Genomic DNA, 17936 nt, shown 5'->3' with positions numbered 1-17936 from the left:
TACGCCTTCCCACCCTGTCCAGGAAAGAGATCCATGAAGTGGACCACTCTGACTCGTGAAACACTCTTTCAATCCGGCCACCTGACGCGTGATCTCTCGCGGAAATCCGTCCGCGGCGGCATGGTCACTCTGGGTTCCCAAGCTGTACAGTTCCTCCTGCGTATCGCAAGCACAGTGGTCTTGGCCCGACTGCTCACGCCAGTCGACTATGGTCTGGTCGGCATGGTCACAGTCGTCGTTAACTTCGCCGCGATGTTCAAGACCGCCGGACTTTCCATGGCTACTGTGCAGAGGGAAGAGATCACACACGAGCAAATCAGCACCCTCTTCTGGCTCAACGTCCTGATCAGCGTCGGCCTCGGCCTGTGTATTCTAGCTGCTTCACCGTTGATCGGCTGGTTTTACAGCAAGCCGGAATTGACCACCGTCACCGCAGCACTCTCCCTTTCGTTCATCCTCAGTGGGCTAACGATCCAGCATCAGGCTCTACAGAGACGCCACATGCGCTTCGGCACCCTGGCCAGCATCCAGATCGTCTCGCAAATCATCACCCTGATTGTGACGATCGGTCTAGCATTGCTTGGCTGGCGTTACTGGGCGTTGGTCGGTGGCACACTGGCGAATGCATTGGCCGGCTCGCTGCTTACTTTTCTTTTCTGCCCATGGATTCCGGGGCGGATGCATCGGGGAACCGGCGTGCGCAACATGCTCAAGTTCGGTGGCCATGTGACCGCATTTAACTTTATTAATTATTTCTCCCGCAATGCCGACAATATCCTGATCGGCCGTTTCATCGGCGCCGATGCCTTAGGCCTTTATTCCAGGGCTTACAATCTCTTCCTCATGCCGATCAGCCAAATCCGTAGTCCAATCAACGACGTGTCGGTGCCAGCTTTATGTGCAATCCGAAACGATCATGAAAGTTATCGCAACTACTATCGAAAGATCATATTCATTATTGCAGCTCTAAGCATGCCTCTCGTTGGGTTTATGCTTGTATTCGCTAATAATATCATTCTGCTGATGCTCGGAAAGCAATGGCTTGGGGCAGTGGATGTTTTCCAGGTGTTGGCGGCGGTTGGATTTATTCAAGCCGCTGTTCAGGCCGGAACAGCCCTTCCATTGCTGTCCATGGGCTTTTCTCGCCGCTACTTCCATTTTGGTATTGTTCAGTCGGTCGTAACCGTTTTAGGAATTGTAGTCGGGCTTCACTGGGGGATTGTTGGCGTGGCGGCCGGTTATGGAATATCATTTTGCCTGCTTATACCTTTTACGGTCGCCTGGTGCCTTAAAGGAACCCCGGTAACCATCCGGGATGGGATGCTTGCCATTTATAGTCCCGCACTTGCGACACTTATCATGGTAGCATTCATGATTTGGCTTAAGGGCCTTGTCCTGCATGACGTTAATGTGTTTGATCTTTCGCTTTATGCGAATTTGAGGGTAATTATTCTCAGCGGAATTGCGGGCATGACGATCTACGGTCTGGCAGTCTTATCGATACCGATGGGTAGAGAAAGTGTCTTTGGCGTGGCTAAACAATTCAGGCGCAATGTGCGCGGCCACAAAGTATCGATGGCTTCATAGCGAGACATATTGAAATAGGAGCGATGCATGATTCTCTTGAACAAAATATCCATAGCAGATTTGAGACAGTTGATGGACTTATGAGGCCTTCCGTGGTTGTTCGTATTTCATTTGCATCAAGAGCTCATCGCCATAGTGAAAAGGTTATTTTGCTCGGGGGAACATCCTAATAACCTAGACGAATCCTACACTGGATCTACAAAATCAGGCAATTCGCTCACGCTATAGACAAGGGATTGCATTGAGGCGTTTAGAATGCCACAGGATCTTGCGTTATTGTGTCGATAAAGGCGATCTACCCTGTATCGAAACTCCATTTTCTGTTTCATTTTTACAAGATGCGCTAAAAATATGAAAATTGCACTATGCATCGGCCACTTTCCCCTCGGCGGAGTCGGAACTTCTACGTATATTCTCGCCAGCGGCATGATAAAGGCAGGGTTTGAAGCGGATATTTTGTCTACGGATGGACAGATTGGTTCCGACTATGAGCGGGCGCGCCGTGATGGCTGGCCAGTGGAAGCAATCTGCCTGGGTGAACGTTGGCTGAGGCGGCGGCTTGAGATCACGCTGGATCGCCTATCTAAATATGATGTCGTAATCAACAATCACAGCACCGAAACAACGCTCATCCTGCCTGCATTATCCGCCAGTACTATTCGATTATCGGTAATTCGGTCAACAAATGATCCTGTTATTTCTGAAGGAAAATCGGAGAGCCACTACGTGGATGCATTAGTGGGAACTTCTCCCGAGGTACAACGATTGCTGAACATAGCTAACGCGCACAGTCGAATCGAAGTTATACCAAATTCAGTAATAGTTACATCGGGTGAGATGCCAAGATTACATGCACCTTTGGAACTGGCGTATCTGGGACGATTGACTGATGTTGATAAAAACATTTTGATGTTACCTGAGATTGCACAGTCCTGCAAAAAACTGAAAATTGAGTTCACCCTTGATGTAGCTGGCGATGGGGCGGATCGCCATAAGCTGGAAGACAAGATCCGGAATTTCGGATTGGGCAATTGCATTCGGTTGGTTGGCGCAATATCGCGCGAAACCGTCGGGACTTTCCTAAGCAAGCGACAATTTGGCTTTTTCCCTTCTAATTATGAAGGGTTCGGGCTGTCTTTGGTCGAGTCCATGGCGGCAGGGTGTGTTCCCATCGCCAGCGATATCCCATCTTATCGCTGGATCTTGGGCGAGGATGCAGACACACTTCTTGTTCCTGGCAAGGATGCCAAAGCCTACGCCGAACGCATCCGGATTTTAGCGGGCAATCCTGAACGCTACCGGCAAATCCAGGAGCGTTTGCAACAACAGCAGAAAGAGAATTTCACACCTGAAGCCACCGTGAACAGCTATCTTAGCTTAATTGAAGAACTGAGAAAAACTCACGATCCGAACCGCTTCTCCCCCGTACCGCTGGCAAAAATCCCTCTCTCCTCTTATCACCGGCAACGCTGCTCGCGGGCATGGTGGCTTCTTCAAAAACTAAAGCATGGATTGCGGCAACCGGAGCTTGCCTGATATGCGGGAAAACGTCCCGTTTCTGACCGATTTGTATTGCTTGGCAGTAACGCTTGTTTCGGGGGGGAATGAGTCGTTTCCCATTGTATCGTGGCATACTCCTTCTGCACCAAAGGTTTTTCTCCGGAAGGCGACGAAGCGGGCGCAGACGCAGAGGACCATCACTATGAGAAATTTTCTACCCTATAAACACGGGGTAGCGAGTAGCTGGATTGAATACCTTTACCAGGGTCTGTAAGGACTGACACTTGTGAATATAGCTCATAAAATAGATGACTGCTATGGTTGTGGTGTCTGCGTAATCGCTTGTCCCAAAGACATTATCGGGATGAAGCGATCAACTGAAGGCTTTTATGTCCCTACGATCACAGAACCGACGCGATGTATAGATTGCTCGCTGTGCGAGAAGGTTTGTTCCTACTTAGACGATATAAAACGATTGGAGCCTGAAAATATAAAAGGTTATGCGGCCTATAGCAAAGATGCCAGAGTTCGCAGGAAGTGTACGTCAGGAGGGGTCGGATTTGAAATTGCAAAGCTGTTGATCAATAAGGGGTACAAGGCTTGTGGTGTGGAATATAATTATCACGAAAATCGCGCCGAACATTTTGTAGCTCGTACGATTTCCGAGTTCAAAAAATCCATGGGATCCAAATATATTCAAAGCTTCACCACTCCTGGATTTTGCAGGCTCACCGCAAACGACAAATGGGTGGTCTTCGGCACTCCCTGCCAGGTCGATTCCCTGCGAAAGTGGTTAAGAATAAAAGGCGTAGAAAACAATTATGTGCTTGTAGATTTTTTTTGCCATGGCGTCCCCTCTTACCTCCTGTGGGACAGCTATCTGAATGCAAAGAAGGAAGAATTTCATTTTGATAATATTGATAACGTTAATTTCCGTGACAAACGTAATGGCTGGCATTCCTATACGATAACTATCAAATCCGGTAATAGGGAGAAGGCGTCCTCGCTCAAGGAAAACGATTTGTTTCATCGCTTTTTTTTGAGTAATCTCTGCTTAAACAAGGCCTGCTATCAAAGCTGCAAATTCAAAGAACACCAAAGCTCAGCTGACATTCGGATAGGGGATTTTTGGGGGGAAACTTACGCAGAAAATGAAGAGGGAATATCGGGAGTTCTTGCCAACACAGAAAAAGGCCTTCAAATCATCGATGAACTGAAAACAGCTTGTGTCGTAAAAGAAGAGCCAGCTCACATTGTTGGTGAAGGCCAAATGAAAGGACCGTTGCTCCTTCCACAAAGAAGGCGATATGTAATGAAGAATCTTCAGCGCTATACGCCGCTTAAATATCTCTTTTTTAAAATAAGGCTTCTGAACAAAGTCGATAGCATTTTTCATAAACTAATTGCACTCGCCAAATGGTAGAGAAATGATAATTAAAACGATTACATGTCATGATGTATATAACCATGGCGCAACTTTGCAAGCCTACGCCCTGATGAAGTATTTGCAGAAACAAGGGCATGATGTTGAAATTATAGATTACAAACCGGATTACCTATCGACACGATATGCCCTGTGGCTACTAGGTGGAAGATGGCGAGATAGAAACGCTTTCATCAAAATACTATACCTGGCGTTGAAGTTTCCAGGACGACTGATTGCAAGTAAAGCAAAGATTCCGTTTGATTCTTTCAAGAAAAAAAACATGAGTATCACTAGCAAGCGTTATGCAACGTATAAGGAATTAAAGGAGGATCCTCCCCTGGCGGATGCGTATATTGCGGGCAGTGATCAAATATGGAACACTCTTTATAACAATGGACGAGATCCCGCCTTTTATCTGGATTTCGCCCCGGAGGGGAGCAGAAAGATTGCATACGCGGCCAGTTTTGCCGTGAAAGAAATACTGCCTGAATATCATAAGTTTGTTAAATCGATGATCGAAAACATTGATTTCATATCCGTAAGAGAGACCTCGGGCATTGAAGTGTTGAAATCGCTTGGTATCGATAGAGGGAATCACGTGCTGGACCCTGTTTTCCTTTTGGATAAGCTTGAATGGGAGCATATGGCACAGAAGGATTTCAAGGGGAAATATATACTTCTCTATGATTTTGAACGTAATCCATTGATCGAAAATTTTGTAAAGGGAGTGGCGAAAGAGAAGCGATTGAAAATATATGCCGTGAATAATTACGGCAAGACTCCTTGCGCCGACAGGGACTTTTATGATTGTGGGCCAGAAACATTTCTTTCTTTAGTCAAAGGTGCAGAATCAGTGGTTTCGAATTCATTCCACGCAACTGCTTTTTCCATTATTTTAGAAAAACAATTTTATGTATTTGATCGTATCAAGCAGGATGTGAATACAAGAATGCGAGATTTGTTGGCAATATGCGGTTTGGAAAGCCGTTTGATTCAGGCAGATACTGAATTTCATCGCGACCAACCTTTTTTGGACTTTAAAGAAGTCAACGAGAAAATCAGAGAATATATATCTCAGTCAAAATGCTTCTTAGATCATGCATTGAATGGATAGCTCTGTAATTCCATACATTCTGCTATCCTTTAGAGACAGTTATATGAAAGTTCTTTGGTTAACCAATAACCTGACTCCCGATCATGCAATGGCCCTGGGACAAGTACCTTCACCCCGCGAGGGATGGATTCCTGCCTTGGCACAAGCTCTTGTGGCCGACCGGCGCATTGAGTTAGCTGTAGCAACCAGCGTGCGCGACCAAAACTGGAGCAGCATTTCAGTTAACGGGGTACGCTACTATTCCGTCCCCCAGCCCAAAGGCAAAATTGATGCGCACCGATTACCGATGAGTCTCATTGCAGGCTATCAGCGCGTCCTGGATGAATTCCAGCCTCAGGTGATGCATATTCACGGAACCGAACAGTTTCACGGTCTCCTTACCGGCAAAGGGCACATCCGTGTGCCGTCGGTACTGTCGATCCAGGGTATCATCGACGTTTGCGCCCGGCATTATCTAGGAGGAGTGCCTTTGACCGCTCTTCTTTTCAAGCGAACATTGCGGGATTGGGTTCGTATGGATGGGTTGCTGGAGCAGCAAGTTGCTTGGTGGCGCCGTGCTGAAGGAGAGCGCGAAGTTTTCGCCACGAACTCGGCCTTCATTGGCCGCACACTATGGGACCAGGCCCACTTGCGGCGCATGAATCCTTCTGCGCGCTATTTCCATTGCGATGAGATTATCCGAAAGCCATTTTATCGCACGAAATGGGATATCCAGCGGGCCTGGCGGCATCAAATCTTCTGCTCGTCAGCATCCTATCCGCTTAAGGGTTTTCATGTATTGCTCAAAGCCGTAGCCCTGCTCAAAGATGAATTCCCGGATATTTCAGTGCATACGCCGCTGGCTCGATTCTACCCCGAGGCCAGAGGCTGGCGGAGGCTTTGGATGAATTGCCGTAAGATGGGGTATGCTCGATATCTGACGGATTTGATTCATGCAGAGAAACTGGAACGACATGTGGTTCCTTTCCCTTACCTCGATGCTGGAGGGATGGTCGAAGAATTGTTACAGGCGAGGGTGTTTGTTCTGCCGTCTTTCATTGAGAATAGTCCGAATTCTCTGGCCGAGGCGATGCTGGTGGGCACTCCGGCGGTATGTGCCGGCGTGGGAGGCGTACCTTCCATGGTCCGGGACGGCGAATCGGCTTTGCTCTTTCCTCCGGGCGACGAAGCCGTACTGGCTGAGCAGATCCGCCGGGTGTTCGTGGATAACGATACGGCCGTGAAGCTATCCATGCAGGCACACCGTATGGCAGAAGAAAGGCACAATGTGTCGAGAATTGTGAACACGATGGTGGAAATTTACCAAGCCATGGCCACTGTCAACTCAAACGAGGAACCGGCTTTTGTACGCCAAGCACGATAATCGTATTCAATTTGAAGTTACCACCCCTCAATCTTCCTGGAAGGATACAGCCCTCGTGCTTTTGGCACTTGTTTATTCTGGCAATCCAGCACCAGGGCGGGTTATTCCAGAGGAGCCACAACTGGCCTTGCTGGCGCTGTTCTTTTTTTTACTTCTTATCCAGCGATCTCGACGGCCCTTCTCTTTGGTTTTTGTGGTCGTTGGAACTATCTTTGCGGGGATTTTGCTCGCACAATGCATCGATTTCTCCTTCTACCCTTTCGTCACCATGGCCGGTTTTTTTGTCCGGCTCTTTATTGGTTATGCCCTGATTCGCTTGGTGAACAACTTTCCACTTACTTTCGTACGCGCGATGGTTGTGCTGGCGTTGCTAAGCTTTGCGTTCTATATTCCCTATATCCTCTTGTCGATGGTGGGCATCAGTGTCGAGGGCATTATCTGGCGTGTGGCAGAATTATTGGGCACAGCCAGTATCTCCAGGCGTCCCCTGTTTCTGCATACTTTCCTGAGAGACTTTACGCCTCGCAACTCTGGCATGTTCTGGGAGCCGGGAGCGTTTCAGGGTTACCTGATCCTCGCACTCATCTTTTTGGCCTTTGTCAAGCACGACACGCCGCGCAAACAATATGTCCGTTCTCTGCAGATTCTCTGCGCCGGCGTACTCACCACGCTTTCGACCACAGGTTACATTGCGTTGGCCTTGATCCCCCTTCTGCATTACGACTGGCGCACCCAAAACCGGAATCAAACACTCTTCCGTATTCTTGTCGGAGTTTATCTAGTTCTCCCACTTTTGATTGGCAGCACATTCTACGCTTACAAGACGCTGCCGTTCCTCGGAGAGAAGATCGATTCGCAATTGGAGACGCTCGACCGGCGCGAGGGCCGCTGGTATCGAGGGCGCATGGGTTCTCTTGTTTTCGACTGGGAATACATTCAACAACGTCCATTGACGGGATGGGGGCTTCACTCAAGCACGCGCTATGCCCTCCATCCATTTATGGAGAGTTCCGAGGGCATGGGCAACGGTATGTCGGACTTCACCGCGAAACTCGGCGTCCTTGGTTTTTTGACATGGATTGTTGCCGTCTATCAAGCCTTCAGACGACTTTCTGGTGGTAACAGACGCGCTTCTGCTTTGGTCTGCGGCATTCTTTTGTTGGTACTCCAGGGCGAGTGTTTCTTGGGTTATCCCATTTTTATTGGTCTTGCATTTGTGGGGCCAGTCCCTGCACTTCGATCCAGGCGCGGAACCTCAATTATCCGGTCCCGTTCAAAGCTGATACCCAGCGCTGCTAAACCTCATGTTTACGAGTCCTGAAAATATGATTTCGCAAAAGATATCATCCATCAATCGCATTGCCGTTCTTATCACATGCCATAACCGGCGTGAAAAGACCCTTTCTTGCCTGCATGCGCTCTATGCTCAGAATATACGCGAGGACGTGGGCTTTGTCGTGTATCTGGTGGACGATGGCTGCACCGATGGAACGGGCGATGCCGTCCGTAAGCAGTTCCCCGCTGTGCATATTTTGCAAGGAGACGGAAGTCTTTATTGGTGCGGAGGGATGAGGCTTGCCTGGGCCGAAGCGATGAAAGAGGATTATGACGCCTATTTGTGGCTGAATGATGACACTGTTCTTCTGCCCGGTGCACTGGATACGATGCTTGCCACAGCGCGCGAAGTCCACGCGAAAGAAGGCCACGATGGAATTATAATAGGGGCTTGCCGTGATCCAAGGAGCGGACGGCATAGTTATGGGGGGCGAATTAGATGCAGCCCAAGAACTCATCTTCCTGACAAAACCATACCGCCTGGAAAAGAAAAGATCCAGTGTGACACGATGGAAGGTAATGTTGTTCTTGTAACACAACACATTTTCAGGGTTTTGGGTAACTTGAGCTCTGAATATACTCATGCTTTCGGGGACACAGATTACGGCATGCGGGCACGCCAACATGGTATCCCTCTTTATATGGCACCAGGATATGTTGCACTATGTGAATATAATAATCGAGTGCGTCCATGGACGGATCCATCTGTTCCCATAAAAAAGAGGTGGGCAAATATGATCAGTCCGTTAGGATTGCCACCAAAACAATGGTATGTTTATGTTAAGAGACATACCGGTGTAATTTGGCCGGTTTATTTTTTCAAGCCCATCTTCCGCGTGATTCTGCCACATTTATGGAATCAAAGATGACGCCACTCTGACGTCGCACTCCCATATAGCTTATTTGGAATAAAGATATGCGACTTTTCTTTTACCAAACTTATCAGAATATGCATTTTCTCCCCATCTTGGAAGCATTGGCGTTGAAGCATGAGGTGATTTGGTGTGTGGATCGGCAGATAGATGCAGAGCGCGCTTGTATGGGATTTGTGTTCCACACAACGGAACGTGTGAAACTGCAATCGGCGTTGAGCCAGGAAGAAATTGAAAAGAATGTCTTGGACGGTCACTGTGATGATGTTCATTTTGCTAATTTCACACGGCATAATCGATCAGCAGCAATCATACGTCGTCTCAGACGGAGGGTATCGTTCAAACTTGGCATAGTTTCAGAAGCGATACCATTTGGCAAAAAAAGCTGGCTTTCATGGCCATGGTTTTTCTACACCAAGGGACAGGTTCGCCTATATCGACAAAAGATCGATTTTGTTCTGGCCATGGGCGAGTTAGGCCGGCAACAGTTTTGCAAGCTGGGGTTTCCCCTACAGAAAGTATTTCCCTTTTGTTATACAGTACAGCCTGCCCCGGCTAGTGCATATCCATCACCGAGGATTTCTGATGTTCACGAGGTTGTATTCTGCGGCTCTCTCCGCACATGGAAAAATATAGATATCCTGTTGATGGCCTTGAGCAAGGTAAGAAATCCACACTGGCAGTTGCGCGTTCTTGGTGATGGTCCTGAGCGAGTGAGATTGGAGGCACTGGCCCATAATCTCAAAATTGAACAAAAGATTAGGTGGCAAGGGTTTGTTAGCAATGAAGTGGCTCGTTCTCTCATAGGGAATGCGGATCTACTGGTTTTGCCAAGCCAAATTGAGGGGTGGGGGGCAGTCGTATCGGAAGCGCTAATGGCGGGTACCCCTGTGGTGGCTTCGGACCGCTGTGGTTCTTCTGTATTATTGGACGGAGACTCTCGAGGAATGACTTTTCGCTCAGGAGATGCAAACGACCTTGCATCTATTTTAGAAAAGCGTTTCAACAATAAGCCGCCTACTGTGTGCGAACGGGCAACCATTCAAGCCTGGTCCAGACGTATTCAAGGTCCTGCCATCGGACAATACTTGGAGCAAGTCATCAAGTGTGTGTATCATGGCAAGCCCAGGCCTGCACCACCGTGGCAGTGAAAAAAAACACGTTTCATCTATAAAATTGGGATAAATTATGCGTGGGCTTATGATAGTCATGCTCAATACCGTAATTGCGCGGCCACTTCCATGGGTGACACTGCAAACTTGTCGACCTTTTCTGCAGGACATAAGGACCGGAAAACCGACAATCGGTAAAGGACATCCTTGTATACTCCGCACGGCTGAGAGCCGAACTTTTCGATCGCTCTGTAGGAGTGGCTTCCAGCCACGACTTTCTTGGGAGCCGGCTATTGTTGTCGTGGCTGGAAGCCACTCCTACAAGAGTCAAGGTCTCAACCGTTCACAGTATAGTTGCAATTCGGTCGTATACTTACGATCATCGGCGCGAAGGTATGAAAAAGGGCAAAAATGGGAAAAGTACTCAGGCGAATTAAGCATATTGTCGGAAATTTTTGCAGGTTTTTTTACGTCGCTTATTTGCGTGGGGGGGGGGTAATAATTGGTTCCGACTGCATGATCAGTCTGGGTGCCAAAATCGATCTTCGCAGAGGCAAGGTTATGATTGGGAACCATTGTGTGCTGACCCATGGCTGTGTGATCCTTTCCCATGATCATGCTTCCGCTCGGCTGGGGAAACAAAGCGAGGGTCAAACTACCATTGGGAATCATGTGTTTATCGGTGTAAACGCGGTTGTCCTTCCGGGCATTACGATTGGGGATCATGCAATTGTAGGGGCAGGCGCTGTTATAACGAAAAATATTCCGCCGAATGCAATTGCAGTGGGGAACCCCGCAAAAATCACCAATAACCATACAGACTACGATGGTGACGGTGCCAGTATGCTTAAACGGAATACTGAGGAAGTGCCATGATGACCACATTTGTTCATCCCGCCAGATAGAATGCTCTGTTTCTCCCAACGTACCAAATCACGATAGGTTGTGCGGGACAAATTTGTGTTCTGGATGCGCAATCCACAGTAGTGGGCTATGAACATTTCTCTTTTTTCCTGTACCAGAATCTGAGAAAGGACGGGATAAGGTATGGCAACTATTTGTGCAAAGCTGCAATTCAGGACGCCAAAAAGTAAATGCGTTTTTTTCCATGTCTATAAAAGTTACCCTTAAAATCCTTTCATCTCGATTTAAAACTAGCTGCTTTTCTGAAGTCGTCCACCGGATACACTCCCTGATTACCTGGAATTCAGTCAAGATGCAATACCGGTTGGGTGTCGGAAATTTGCCCCCTCCTAAAGTAAGCTCGGCGCATTTGCAGGTCATCAAACTGCCAGATCTAATCTGCGAGGACATAGTGAATTGGATATCTTTAGGCCCAAAATCCCCCGCCACCACTCCCCTTCTTTCCATCGCCACTCCGCACTCGGATACCGCCCCGGATATCCGCAGCCTCTGGGAGCCCGCCCGATTGCAGCACATCACAGCCCTCCTGGCGGCACGGCATCAGCCCGAGTTTTCAGAACACGTATCCCCCATCCAGAATGCCGCAAAAACAAAGCTTTTCGATTGGCTGCGGGAAAACCCCTTTCCCTTCGGCATCCACTATTCCTGCGCCATGGAGTGTGGCCTTCGGATACCGGTTCTACTGCGGGCGCTGCTTGAACTGCCGAACCTGGATGCGTCGGAGCGAAGCGCGCTCCTTCAGGCGCTCTTTGAACACGGGTGGCTGATTCGAAACAGGCTCTCGTTGTTCAGTTCGCTTGGCAATCACACGGTGGCGGAAAGTTTGGGTCTGATCATGGCCGGCCAGGTCTTTTCAGAAAGTCATGTGGAAAGGGACTGGCTTGAAACCGGGATCGGGCTCCTGGAACAAGAATGTGAACACCAAGTCCTCACAGACGGCGGGCCGGCTGAGCAGTCCTTTAATTATCATCGCATGGTTCTGGACTTGTACTGGCTGGCCGTTCAGTTTCTGGAAATCAATGGAATTCACGACTGCAGTGGAATGAAGCCCCGCCTTTTGGCAGGTGAATCGTTTTTACAGGCACTGGGCGACCCGTTGCCGCCCATCGGTGACAGTGACGACGGGTATGCCGTGGCTCCCAGGCTGTATCCATCGAAGCCGGCTCCATCCGCCGATTTGCCGACGGCCCATAAGGGTTGTACCGTTTTTCCCGATACGGGCATGACGGTGGTCCACCTGCCGCCCAATATCCGTCTGACTTTCGACCAAGGGCCCCTGGGAATGCCCCCTCTTTACAATCATGGGCATGCGGATGCCTTATCCATTACACTGTATCGATCCAAGCGAGCCTTTCTGATCGATCCCGGCACCTACAGGTACAACGGCAACCCCGTCCTCAGGGCCTACTTCAAAGGCACCCGAGTTCACAACACGGTAACGATCGACGGTCAAGATCAGGCGCGCCAGGTGACCAGTTTCATCTGGGACAGACCGTATTCAGTCCAAACGTCGAATGAAAATCACTCTTGCGGGAGCATTCGACTGGCGGCTTCTCACGACGGCTATACTCGCCTCAATCAACCGGTGCATCATATCCGGTTGCTTTTCATCCCGGAGAACGGCGGGGGTATGGTGGTGCAGGACAAATTCCCCGGCAAGGGAATGCATATGTTCGAGCTCCACTATCATCTTCACCCGGATGTTGAGGTAGTCGGCCCCAATGAATGCGGCTGGTACACACTGACAAATCATGAGGAACGGATTTTTATCAAGGTATGTCAAACGAAACTGAAGGTGACTTGCGGCCGAACGGAACCGCTCCTTGGATGGTATTCCCCTGCCTATGGGGTGCTGGAGAAGACACATGTCCTGCATGGCCGTTTTACCGGACCGGCAGAGAAGGCACAATTCACGACACTGATCTCATTCACAAACCCCGATCATTTCGAAGAGCTGTTCAAGCATGCCGAATACGTAGGGTAAAGATGACAACACGCCATTCCATCTCAAACATTTGGGTCGATGCCGTCACGATGACGGACGCCCTGGCAAGGGTTGAAGAATTCCTTGAAAACGGAAATCGCCTTCACACGATTTTTGCTTCCAACCCGGAAAAGAATTTTTCCGTGCCCCGGGACCCCCTGCTGTATGAGTCGTTCCGAACCGCAGATATGCTCATCCCGGACGGTATCGGAATGGTTCTGGCCGCGCGGTTCCTTTACGGGGCCAAGTTGGAGCGCGTGCCCGGCTGCGAGCTCATGCAAAGCATCTGTGCTTTGAGTGCCAAAAGAGATTATCCCATTTACATCTACGGCGCAAAAGAGCATGTGAACAAAGAGGCGGTGCAGAACCTTGAAAGAGCATATCCGGGCATTCGCATCGCGGGGCGGGCCAATGGCTATATTACCGAAGAAGGCATGCCGGCACTGGTAAAACATATCAACGACTCGGGGGCGCGGATTTTGTTCCTTGCTCTCGGATCACCCAAGCAAGAGCAATGGATAGCCAGATACGGAAGCCAACTGGAGAACGTTCGAGTCTGCCAGTGCATTGGGGGAACACTGGATGTATTGACGGGAAATGTGAGCAGAGCACCAAAGATCTTTTGCAACTGCGGATTGGAATGGCTTTACCGATTGGCCAGTGAGCCAAAACGATTGAAAAGGCAGGCAATTCTACCTTTTTTTGTATTGCGGGTCATGGCAAAAAAGATCGAACATCGAACACGAAGCACGAACAGGATTGGGCCAGGGTAAGTATTGTCAGGGTAGGTATTGGGCATCACCAGCTCCGAAGCAGAACAAAGAGAAGGACGATAAGAATCTACCATTCTTTCCTGGCAGCCCTGCCCGCCGCCTCAGGAACTTTACGCGCCCATTAAACCAGTAGCATGCAACGGCATACACTCTTCCTGATTTTCCCCTTACCCTTCCCCCATTCCAATGGAAGGGTATTTTGTTTTATGGATGCTGGAGAAATCTGTTTTCGGCCAAGCGCGAAGATGCAAAAACAGGAATCGGAGTTCGAATACCCACGTGGCCGGATCTTGTCTTCCTACAGTCTCCAAGGTATTTTGAATAGCAATATTGACAATACGCTTGAACCCGCAAGAAGAGCACGGTGATGAAGACGATCACTGCAACAGAACCCAAGACCAAAGGCGCAAACTACATCGATGCGCCGCCGGCGGAGGAGGAAGCGGTCATTTCCGTGCGGGGGAAGGATCGCTATGTGGTCATGGGTATGGAGGGAGACCTATAAGTGGCTGCGGGTTTGCTAGCTGAAGGCTGCCCTGTACCAAGCCAGGCGCAAAATCGCCGAAGGAAAGGGGATCGAAGAGAGCGTGGAGGAGCACCTGGCGCGGATCCAGAAGCTTGAGCCATGAGTTTCCGGCTCACCTACCCCCCAAGCTACAACCGGCGGGCTGCCCACTTTCTCAAAAAACATCTCGATCTTCTTCCCCGGTGAGAAAAGACCCTCAAGCTCCTAGAAATCACCCCCTTTCATCCCTCACTTCGATCGCACCGCCTTGTAACGTTCACAGCAGAGGGCGCGGAGAGAGCTCCCGCCGCGAAACGGTTTTCGTACCTTTCTTCTTTGCAATCAGGGCCGTCAGTTCCTATTTTTATCGCTCACGAAGCGTAATTTTCACCGCAGAGGACGCGGAGAGCGCAGAGACCAGGGAACATTCAAAAACCGGTGTTTTTCATCAGGAAAGCCGGCAGACAGGGAATATCGAATGCCAAAGAGCACAATTTCCAATGATTTGATACAGTACATCGACGATATATTCAGAAAAGAATTCGGGAATGATATTGTCGATGTGATCTATTGTTCGCTGATCCCCCATGAGGCATTGGTTCAAGTCAGGGTAAAGCATGCATCAGCGGATATCCAAAATTTTGCCCAAACGGTTTCCCGGGAATTTGCCGAACTGGGGCGGCAGGTGACCATCCAGGTTAAAAGCTGAACATCAAATGGCGGAAACGATGCTCGCTGTGGAGGATGAGAAGAATTCCGGATGCTCACGGATGTCGAGATCGAAAAGATAAGGGCTTTTGTCCTTGGAATATTCCATGATCCTTTCCATCCGCGGATTAGCCTGAAAGAATATCGGCGCGCATGCCCTCCGCAGTCCACAAAAAGATCGTCGACGCCGCATGATAGCCGATATAATATATTTTGTAAGGGAGATTTTCGATATGGAGGCTTAAATGGAGACGGAAGTGCTTATTGCGATCCCGCGAGACGTACTGCATGCCACGCGCATGTCTCCCGCAGACATAAAGCGTGAACTGGCGTTGACTCTTTTCCAACAGTGCAGGCTTTCGTTTGGTAAAGCACGTGAACTGGCCGGTATGACGGTTTGGTCCTTTCAGCAGTTACTGGGTAGCCGCGAGATTCCCGTCCACTACGATATCGAGGATTACCTCGAAGATCGAGCGGCCGTTGAGGGGTTCCTTCGACAGTGAAAGTAGTCAGCAATGCTTCACCCTTGATCAACCTCGCCCGCATCGGTCGGTTGTCTTTATTGCCGCGAATCTTCGACCGTTTATTGATCCCTGAAGCTGTGTGGCAAGAAGTGGTCGAAGAGGGACAAGGTCAACCGGGCGCCGACGAAATCCGCCAGGGAGAGAGAGGAGACCGCCATGTTGGCTCAATACATAAAGGATAAGGGATTTCAGGAAGGACGACTGGAAGGACAGCGCGAAGGAAAACTGGAAGGACACCACGAAGGCAGACTGGAGGGACGACGCGAGGGGAAAGTGGAAGGACGGCGCGAAGGAAAACTGGAGGGAAAGCTTGAGGGAAAATGTGGCCTCCTGGAGAAGATACTGACCCGTCGTTTTGGTCCACTGCCGGACTGGGCAAAACATCGCCTGGCATCTGCGTCGTCCGAACAGTTGGACCAGTGGGCCGAGCGGGTGCTCGAAGCGAAGTCACTTCAGGATGTGTGGGTAGAATAAAGGAGTTCCGGCCTATGCCGCGTAGTGCCTGGGGACTGGGTGGCCAAAAGAATATTCCATAGTCCTTTCCATCCGCAGATTATGCAGATTTCCGCAGATTAAGAACCTTGGCGTATTGGGATAGTGTTAAAATGACGCCAGGGATGCTATCCTCTAAAAAGCATAGGAACGGCGTCCAGCCATGATGGGAAGTGGTAGCCGCATACGTTGTCACGGCAGGACGCCGCCTCTACAAAAGCGCAGAGGTAACCGGATGAAACGGGAGCGTAATTGCGATCATACGGCCCTGGCGCCAAATCAACCGGCCAGCAGGGATTATCTGTGCTGCGCTTTTCCTTGCAGGAAACCGGGAAGGAGTAAAAGCCGGGAGACTTCATGACATCCACCTCGGAACTGCTGCAGAAAATCGGATCCTATTTTTCCCGGGACACGACCGTTGCCGCGGTGTACCTGTTCGGCTCTTTTGCCCACGGACGACAACGCCCCATGAGCGATGTCGACATTGCGGTCCTCCTGGCTGAGCCGGCAGGCGCAGTAGACCGCAAGCTGTTCCTGGATCGCCTGCATCGGGATCTCGGCCGTATCCTGCGTAAGGATGTACACATTCTCATTCTCAACGACGCCTCGTATTCGGCCAGGATGGAAGCCCTCTTCAGAGGGAAATGCGCTCATGTAAAAGACGAAGAGGCCCTGGCCCGGTTCCGGATGGTGACCGTCGCACTTTTCGCAGACTTTGCACCTTTCATGGATCAGGCACATCGCAGCTTGGCACGGCATCTTGGATGTAAAGATCATGGTCAATAAGCGAGTGCTTTCCTCAAAGAGTGACGCCGCACGGCGTCATGTGGCCCGCATTGTCGAAAAGCGCCAGGTGGGTCTTCCGGTATTCCTTGAAGATCTGGACCGGCAGGAAAGCATCCTGTTCAATTTCCAGATGGCCATACAGAGCTGCATCGACATCGCCTCTCACGTGGTCGCCGAAGAAGAGTTCGGTATTGCCGGAAGCACTAATGAGCTCTTCTACCTTCTGGAGGAAAACGGAATCATCCCGACGGCTCTTGCGGAACGGATGGTACAGGCTGTGGGCTTTCGAAATCTCATTGTCCATGAATACGGCAGGGTGAACCTCGAAATTGTCTACCGGGCGGCGCGAGAAAATCTCGATGATCTGCTGGAGTTTATGCAGGTTATCCTGGGACGGTTCGGCCAGCAGTGAAGGGGCATAAGCACTCCGGATGCTCACGGTAGATGAGATCGAAAAGATAAGCCTGGTGACGGAGAGAGAGGAGACCGGCATGTTGGCTCAATACATAAAGGATAAGGGGTTTCAGGAAGGGCGGCACGAAGGACACCACGAAGGAAGACTGGAGGGACAGCGCGAAGGGAAAGTGGAAGGACGGCGCGAAGGAAAGCTTGAGGGAAAATGTGGCCTCCTGGAGAAGATACTGACCCGTCGTTTTGGTCCACTGCCGGACTGGGCGGAACAGCGCCTGGCGTCTGCATCGTCGGAACAGTTGGACCAGTGGGCCGAACGGGTGCTCGAAGCCAAGTCACTTCAGGATGTGTGGGTAGAATAAGGGAGTTCCGGCCATATACCGCGTAGTGCCCGGGGATTGGGTGGGCAAAAGAATATTCCATGATCCTCATCCATCCGCAGATTACACAGATTGACGGAGATTAACCCTACAACACCACTTCGGCTCATAATGTCATTTCGAATGCCAGTGAGAAATCT

General features: G+C 50.0%; 19 protein-coding genes. All 19 read left to right on the top strand.

From position 1 onward, the window contains the following. Positions 1-33: 33 nt before the first annotated feature. Positions 34-1587, top strand: coding sequence for a lipopolysaccharide biosynthesis protein (locus MWC30_RS09530; protein ID WP_244083939.1), 1554 nt, complete (start codon positions 34-36; stop codon positions 1585-1587). Between the two features lie 351 nt (positions 1588-1938). After that, a complete protein-coding gene (locus MWC30_RS09525) occupies positions 1939-3123 on the top strand; it encodes a glycosyltransferase family 4 protein (RefSeq protein ID WP_244083938.1) in 1185 nt (394 codons plus the stop codon). A gap of 250 nt (positions 3124-3373) precedes the next feature. Further along, on the top strand, positions 3374-4510 hold the full coding sequence (locus tag MWC30_RS09520; protein WP_244083937.1) for a Coenzyme F420 hydrogenase/dehydrogenase, beta subunit C-terminal domain: 1137 nt from the start codon (positions 3374-3376) through the stop codon (positions 4508-4510). Positions 4511-4514: 4 nt separating this feature from the next. Next, the gene (locus tag MWC30_RS09515; protein ID WP_244083936.1) at positions 4515-5627 is read left to right on the top strand and encodes a polysaccharide pyruvyl transferase family protein; all 1113 of its coding nucleotides are present in this window, start codon (positions 4515-4517) and stop codon (positions 5625-5627) included. A 43-nt stretch (positions 5628-5670) separates the two neighbouring features. Beyond that, positions 5671-6990 (top strand): glycosyltransferase family 4 protein, encoded by a 1320-nt coding sequence (locus MWC30_RS09510; RefSeq protein WP_244083935.1) that lies wholly within the window; start codon positions 5671-5673, stop codon positions 6988-6990. Beyond that, positions 6971-8311: an O-antigen ligase gene (locus tag MWC30_RS09505; RefSeq protein ID WP_244083934.1), complete on the top strand. Its 1341-nt coding sequence runs from the start codon at positions 6971-6973 to the stop codon at positions 8309-8311. Before MWC30_RS09510 ends, MWC30_RS09505 begins: the two co-directional genes overlap by 20 nt. A 4-nt stretch (positions 8312-8315) precedes the next feature. Then, positions 8316-9194 (top strand): glycosyltransferase family 2 protein, encoded by an 879-nt coding sequence (locus tag MWC30_RS09500; protein ID WP_244083933.1) that lies wholly within the window; start codon positions 8316-8318, stop codon positions 9192-9194. A gap of 47 nt (positions 9195-9241) precedes the next feature. Then, complete coding sequence (locus MWC30_RS09495; RefSeq protein WP_244083932.1) at positions 9242-10348, top strand: glycosyltransferase; 1107 nt, start codon at positions 9242-9244, stop codon at positions 10346-10348. A gap of 372 nt (positions 10349-10720) precedes the next feature. Further along, positions 10721-11185: a DapH/DapD/GlmU-related protein gene (locus tag MWC30_RS09490; protein WP_244083931.1), complete on the top strand. Its 465-nt coding sequence runs from the start codon at positions 10721-10723 to the stop codon at positions 11183-11185. Positions 11186-11624: 439 nt separating this feature from the next. Further along, positions 11625-13217 (top strand): alginate lyase family protein, encoded by a 1593-nt coding sequence (locus tag MWC30_RS09485; protein ID WP_244083930.1) that lies wholly within the window; start codon positions 11625-11627, stop codon positions 13215-13217. A gap of 2 nt (positions 13218-13219) precedes the next feature. After that, on the top strand, positions 13220-13990 hold the full coding sequence (locus MWC30_RS09480; protein WP_244083929.1) for a WecB/TagA/CpsF family glycosyltransferase: 771 nt from the start codon (positions 13220-13222) through the stop codon (positions 13988-13990). Positions 13991-14357: 367 nt separating this feature from the next. Further along, positions 14358-14495 carry a hypothetical protein gene (locus MWC30_RS09475; protein ID WP_244083928.1) on the top strand — a complete coding sequence of 46 codons (138 nt, stop codon included), beginning with the start codon at positions 14358-14360 and terminating at the stop codon, positions 14493-14495. 478 nt (positions 14496-14973) lie between these two features. Further along, positions 14974-15204, top strand: a complete 231-nt coding sequence (locus MWC30_RS09470) for a hypothetical protein (RefSeq protein WP_244083927.1) — start codon at positions 14974-14976, stop codon at positions 15202-15204. 244 nt (positions 15205-15448) lie between these two features. Then, on the top strand, positions 15449-15706 hold the full coding sequence (locus tag MWC30_RS09465; RefSeq protein ID WP_244083926.1) for a UPF0175 family protein: 258 nt from the start codon (positions 15449-15451) through the stop codon (positions 15704-15706). Then, positions 15703-15909: a hypothetical protein gene (locus tag MWC30_RS09460; protein ID WP_244083925.1), complete on the top strand. Its 207-nt coding sequence runs from the start codon at positions 15703-15705 to the stop codon at positions 15907-15909. The genes MWC30_RS09465 and MWC30_RS09460 overlap by 4 nt, the downstream gene beginning before the upstream one ends. Beyond that, on the top strand, positions 15884-16201 hold the full coding sequence (locus MWC30_RS09455) for a DUF4351 domain-containing protein (protein ID WP_244083924.1): 318 nt from the start codon (positions 15884-15886) through the stop codon (positions 16199-16201). The genes MWC30_RS09460 and MWC30_RS09455 overlap by 26 nt, the downstream gene beginning before the upstream one ends. A 375-nt stretch (positions 16202-16576) precedes the next feature. After that, the gene (locus tag MWC30_RS09450; RefSeq protein ID WP_244083923.1) at positions 16577-17005 is read left to right on the top strand and encodes a nucleotidyltransferase domain-containing protein; all 429 of its coding nucleotides are present in this window, start codon (positions 16577-16579) and stop codon (positions 17003-17005) included. After that, the gene (locus MWC30_RS09445; RefSeq protein WP_244083922.1) at positions 16995-17417 is read left to right on the top strand and encodes a DUF86 domain-containing protein; all 423 of its coding nucleotides are present in this window, start codon (positions 16995-16997) and stop codon (positions 17415-17417) included. The genes MWC30_RS09450 and MWC30_RS09445 overlap by 11 nt, the downstream gene beginning before the upstream one ends. A gap of 19 nt (positions 17418-17436) precedes the next feature. Then, positions 17437-17778 (top strand): DUF4351 domain-containing protein, encoded by a 342-nt coding sequence (locus MWC30_RS09440; protein WP_244083921.1) that lies wholly within the window; start codon positions 17437-17439, stop codon positions 17776-17778. Positions 17779-17936: the final 158 nt, after the last annotated feature.

The sequence above is a fragment of the Desulforhabdus sp. TSK genome (assembly GCF_022836495.1).
Lineage (GTDB): Bacteria > Desulfobacterota > Syntrophobacteria > Syntrophobacterales > Syntrophobacteraceae > Desulforhabdus.
This window is presented reverse-complemented; position numbering and strand designations above follow the sequence as displayed.

Excerpts from the sequence above, each read along its gene's own strand:
- MWC30_RS09530 (WP_244083939.1), top strand. The coding sequence starts at position 34 with ATGAAGTGGACCACTCTGACTCGTGAAACACTCTTTCAATCCGGCCAC.
- MWC30_RS09525 (WP_244083938.1), top strand. The coding sequence starts at position 1,939 with ATGAAAATTGCACTATGCATCGGCCACTTTCCCCTCGGCGGAGTCGGA.
- MWC30_RS09515 (WP_244083936.1), top strand. The coding sequence starts at position 4,515 with ATGATAATTAAAACGATTACATGTCATGATGTATATAACCATGGCGCA.
- MWC30_RS09510 (WP_244083935.1), top strand. The coding sequence starts at position 5,671 with ATGAAAGTTCTTTGGTTAACCAATAACCTGACTCCCGATCATGCAATG.
- MWC30_RS09500 (WP_244083933.1), top strand. The coding sequence starts at position 8,316 with ATGATTTCGCAAAAGATATCATCCATCAATCGCATTGCCGTTCTTATC.
- MWC30_RS09495 (WP_244083932.1), top strand. The coding sequence starts at position 9,242 with ATGCGACTTTTCTTTTACCAAACTTATCAGAATATGCATTTTCTCCCC.
- MWC30_RS09490 (WP_244083931.1), top strand. The coding sequence starts at position 10,721 with ATGGGAAAAGTACTCAGGCGAATTAAGCATATTGTCGGAAATTTTTGC.
- MWC30_RS09480 (WP_244083929.1), top strand. The coding sequence starts at position 13,220 with ATGACAACACGCCATTCCATCTCAAACATTTGGGTCGATGCCGTCACG.
- MWC30_RS09475 (WP_244083928.1), top strand. The coding sequence starts at position 14,358 with ATGAAGACGATCACTGCAACAGAACCCAAGACCAAAGGCGCAAACTAC.
- MWC30_RS09470 (WP_244083927.1), top strand. The coding sequence starts at position 14,974 with ATGCCAAAGAGCACAATTTCCAATGATTTGATACAGTACATCGACGAT.
- MWC30_RS09465 (WP_244083926.1), top strand. The coding sequence starts at position 15,449 with ATGGAGACGGAAGTGCTTATTGCGATCCCGCGAGACGTACTGCATGCC.
- MWC30_RS09455 (WP_244083924.1), top strand. The coding sequence starts at position 15,884 with ATGTTGGCTCAATACATAAAGGATAAGGGATTTCAGGAAGGACGACTG.
- MWC30_RS09450 (WP_244083923.1), top strand. The coding sequence starts at position 16,577 with ATGACATCCACCTCGGAACTGCTGCAGAAAATCGGATCCTATTTTTCC.
- MWC30_RS09445 (WP_244083922.1), top strand. The coding sequence starts at position 16,995 with ATGGTCAATAAGCGAGTGCTTTCCTCAAAGAGTGACGCCGCACGGCGT.
- MWC30_RS09440 (WP_244083921.1), top strand. The coding sequence starts at position 17,437 with ATGCTCACGGTAGATGAGATCGAAAAGATAAGCCTGGTGACGGAGAGA.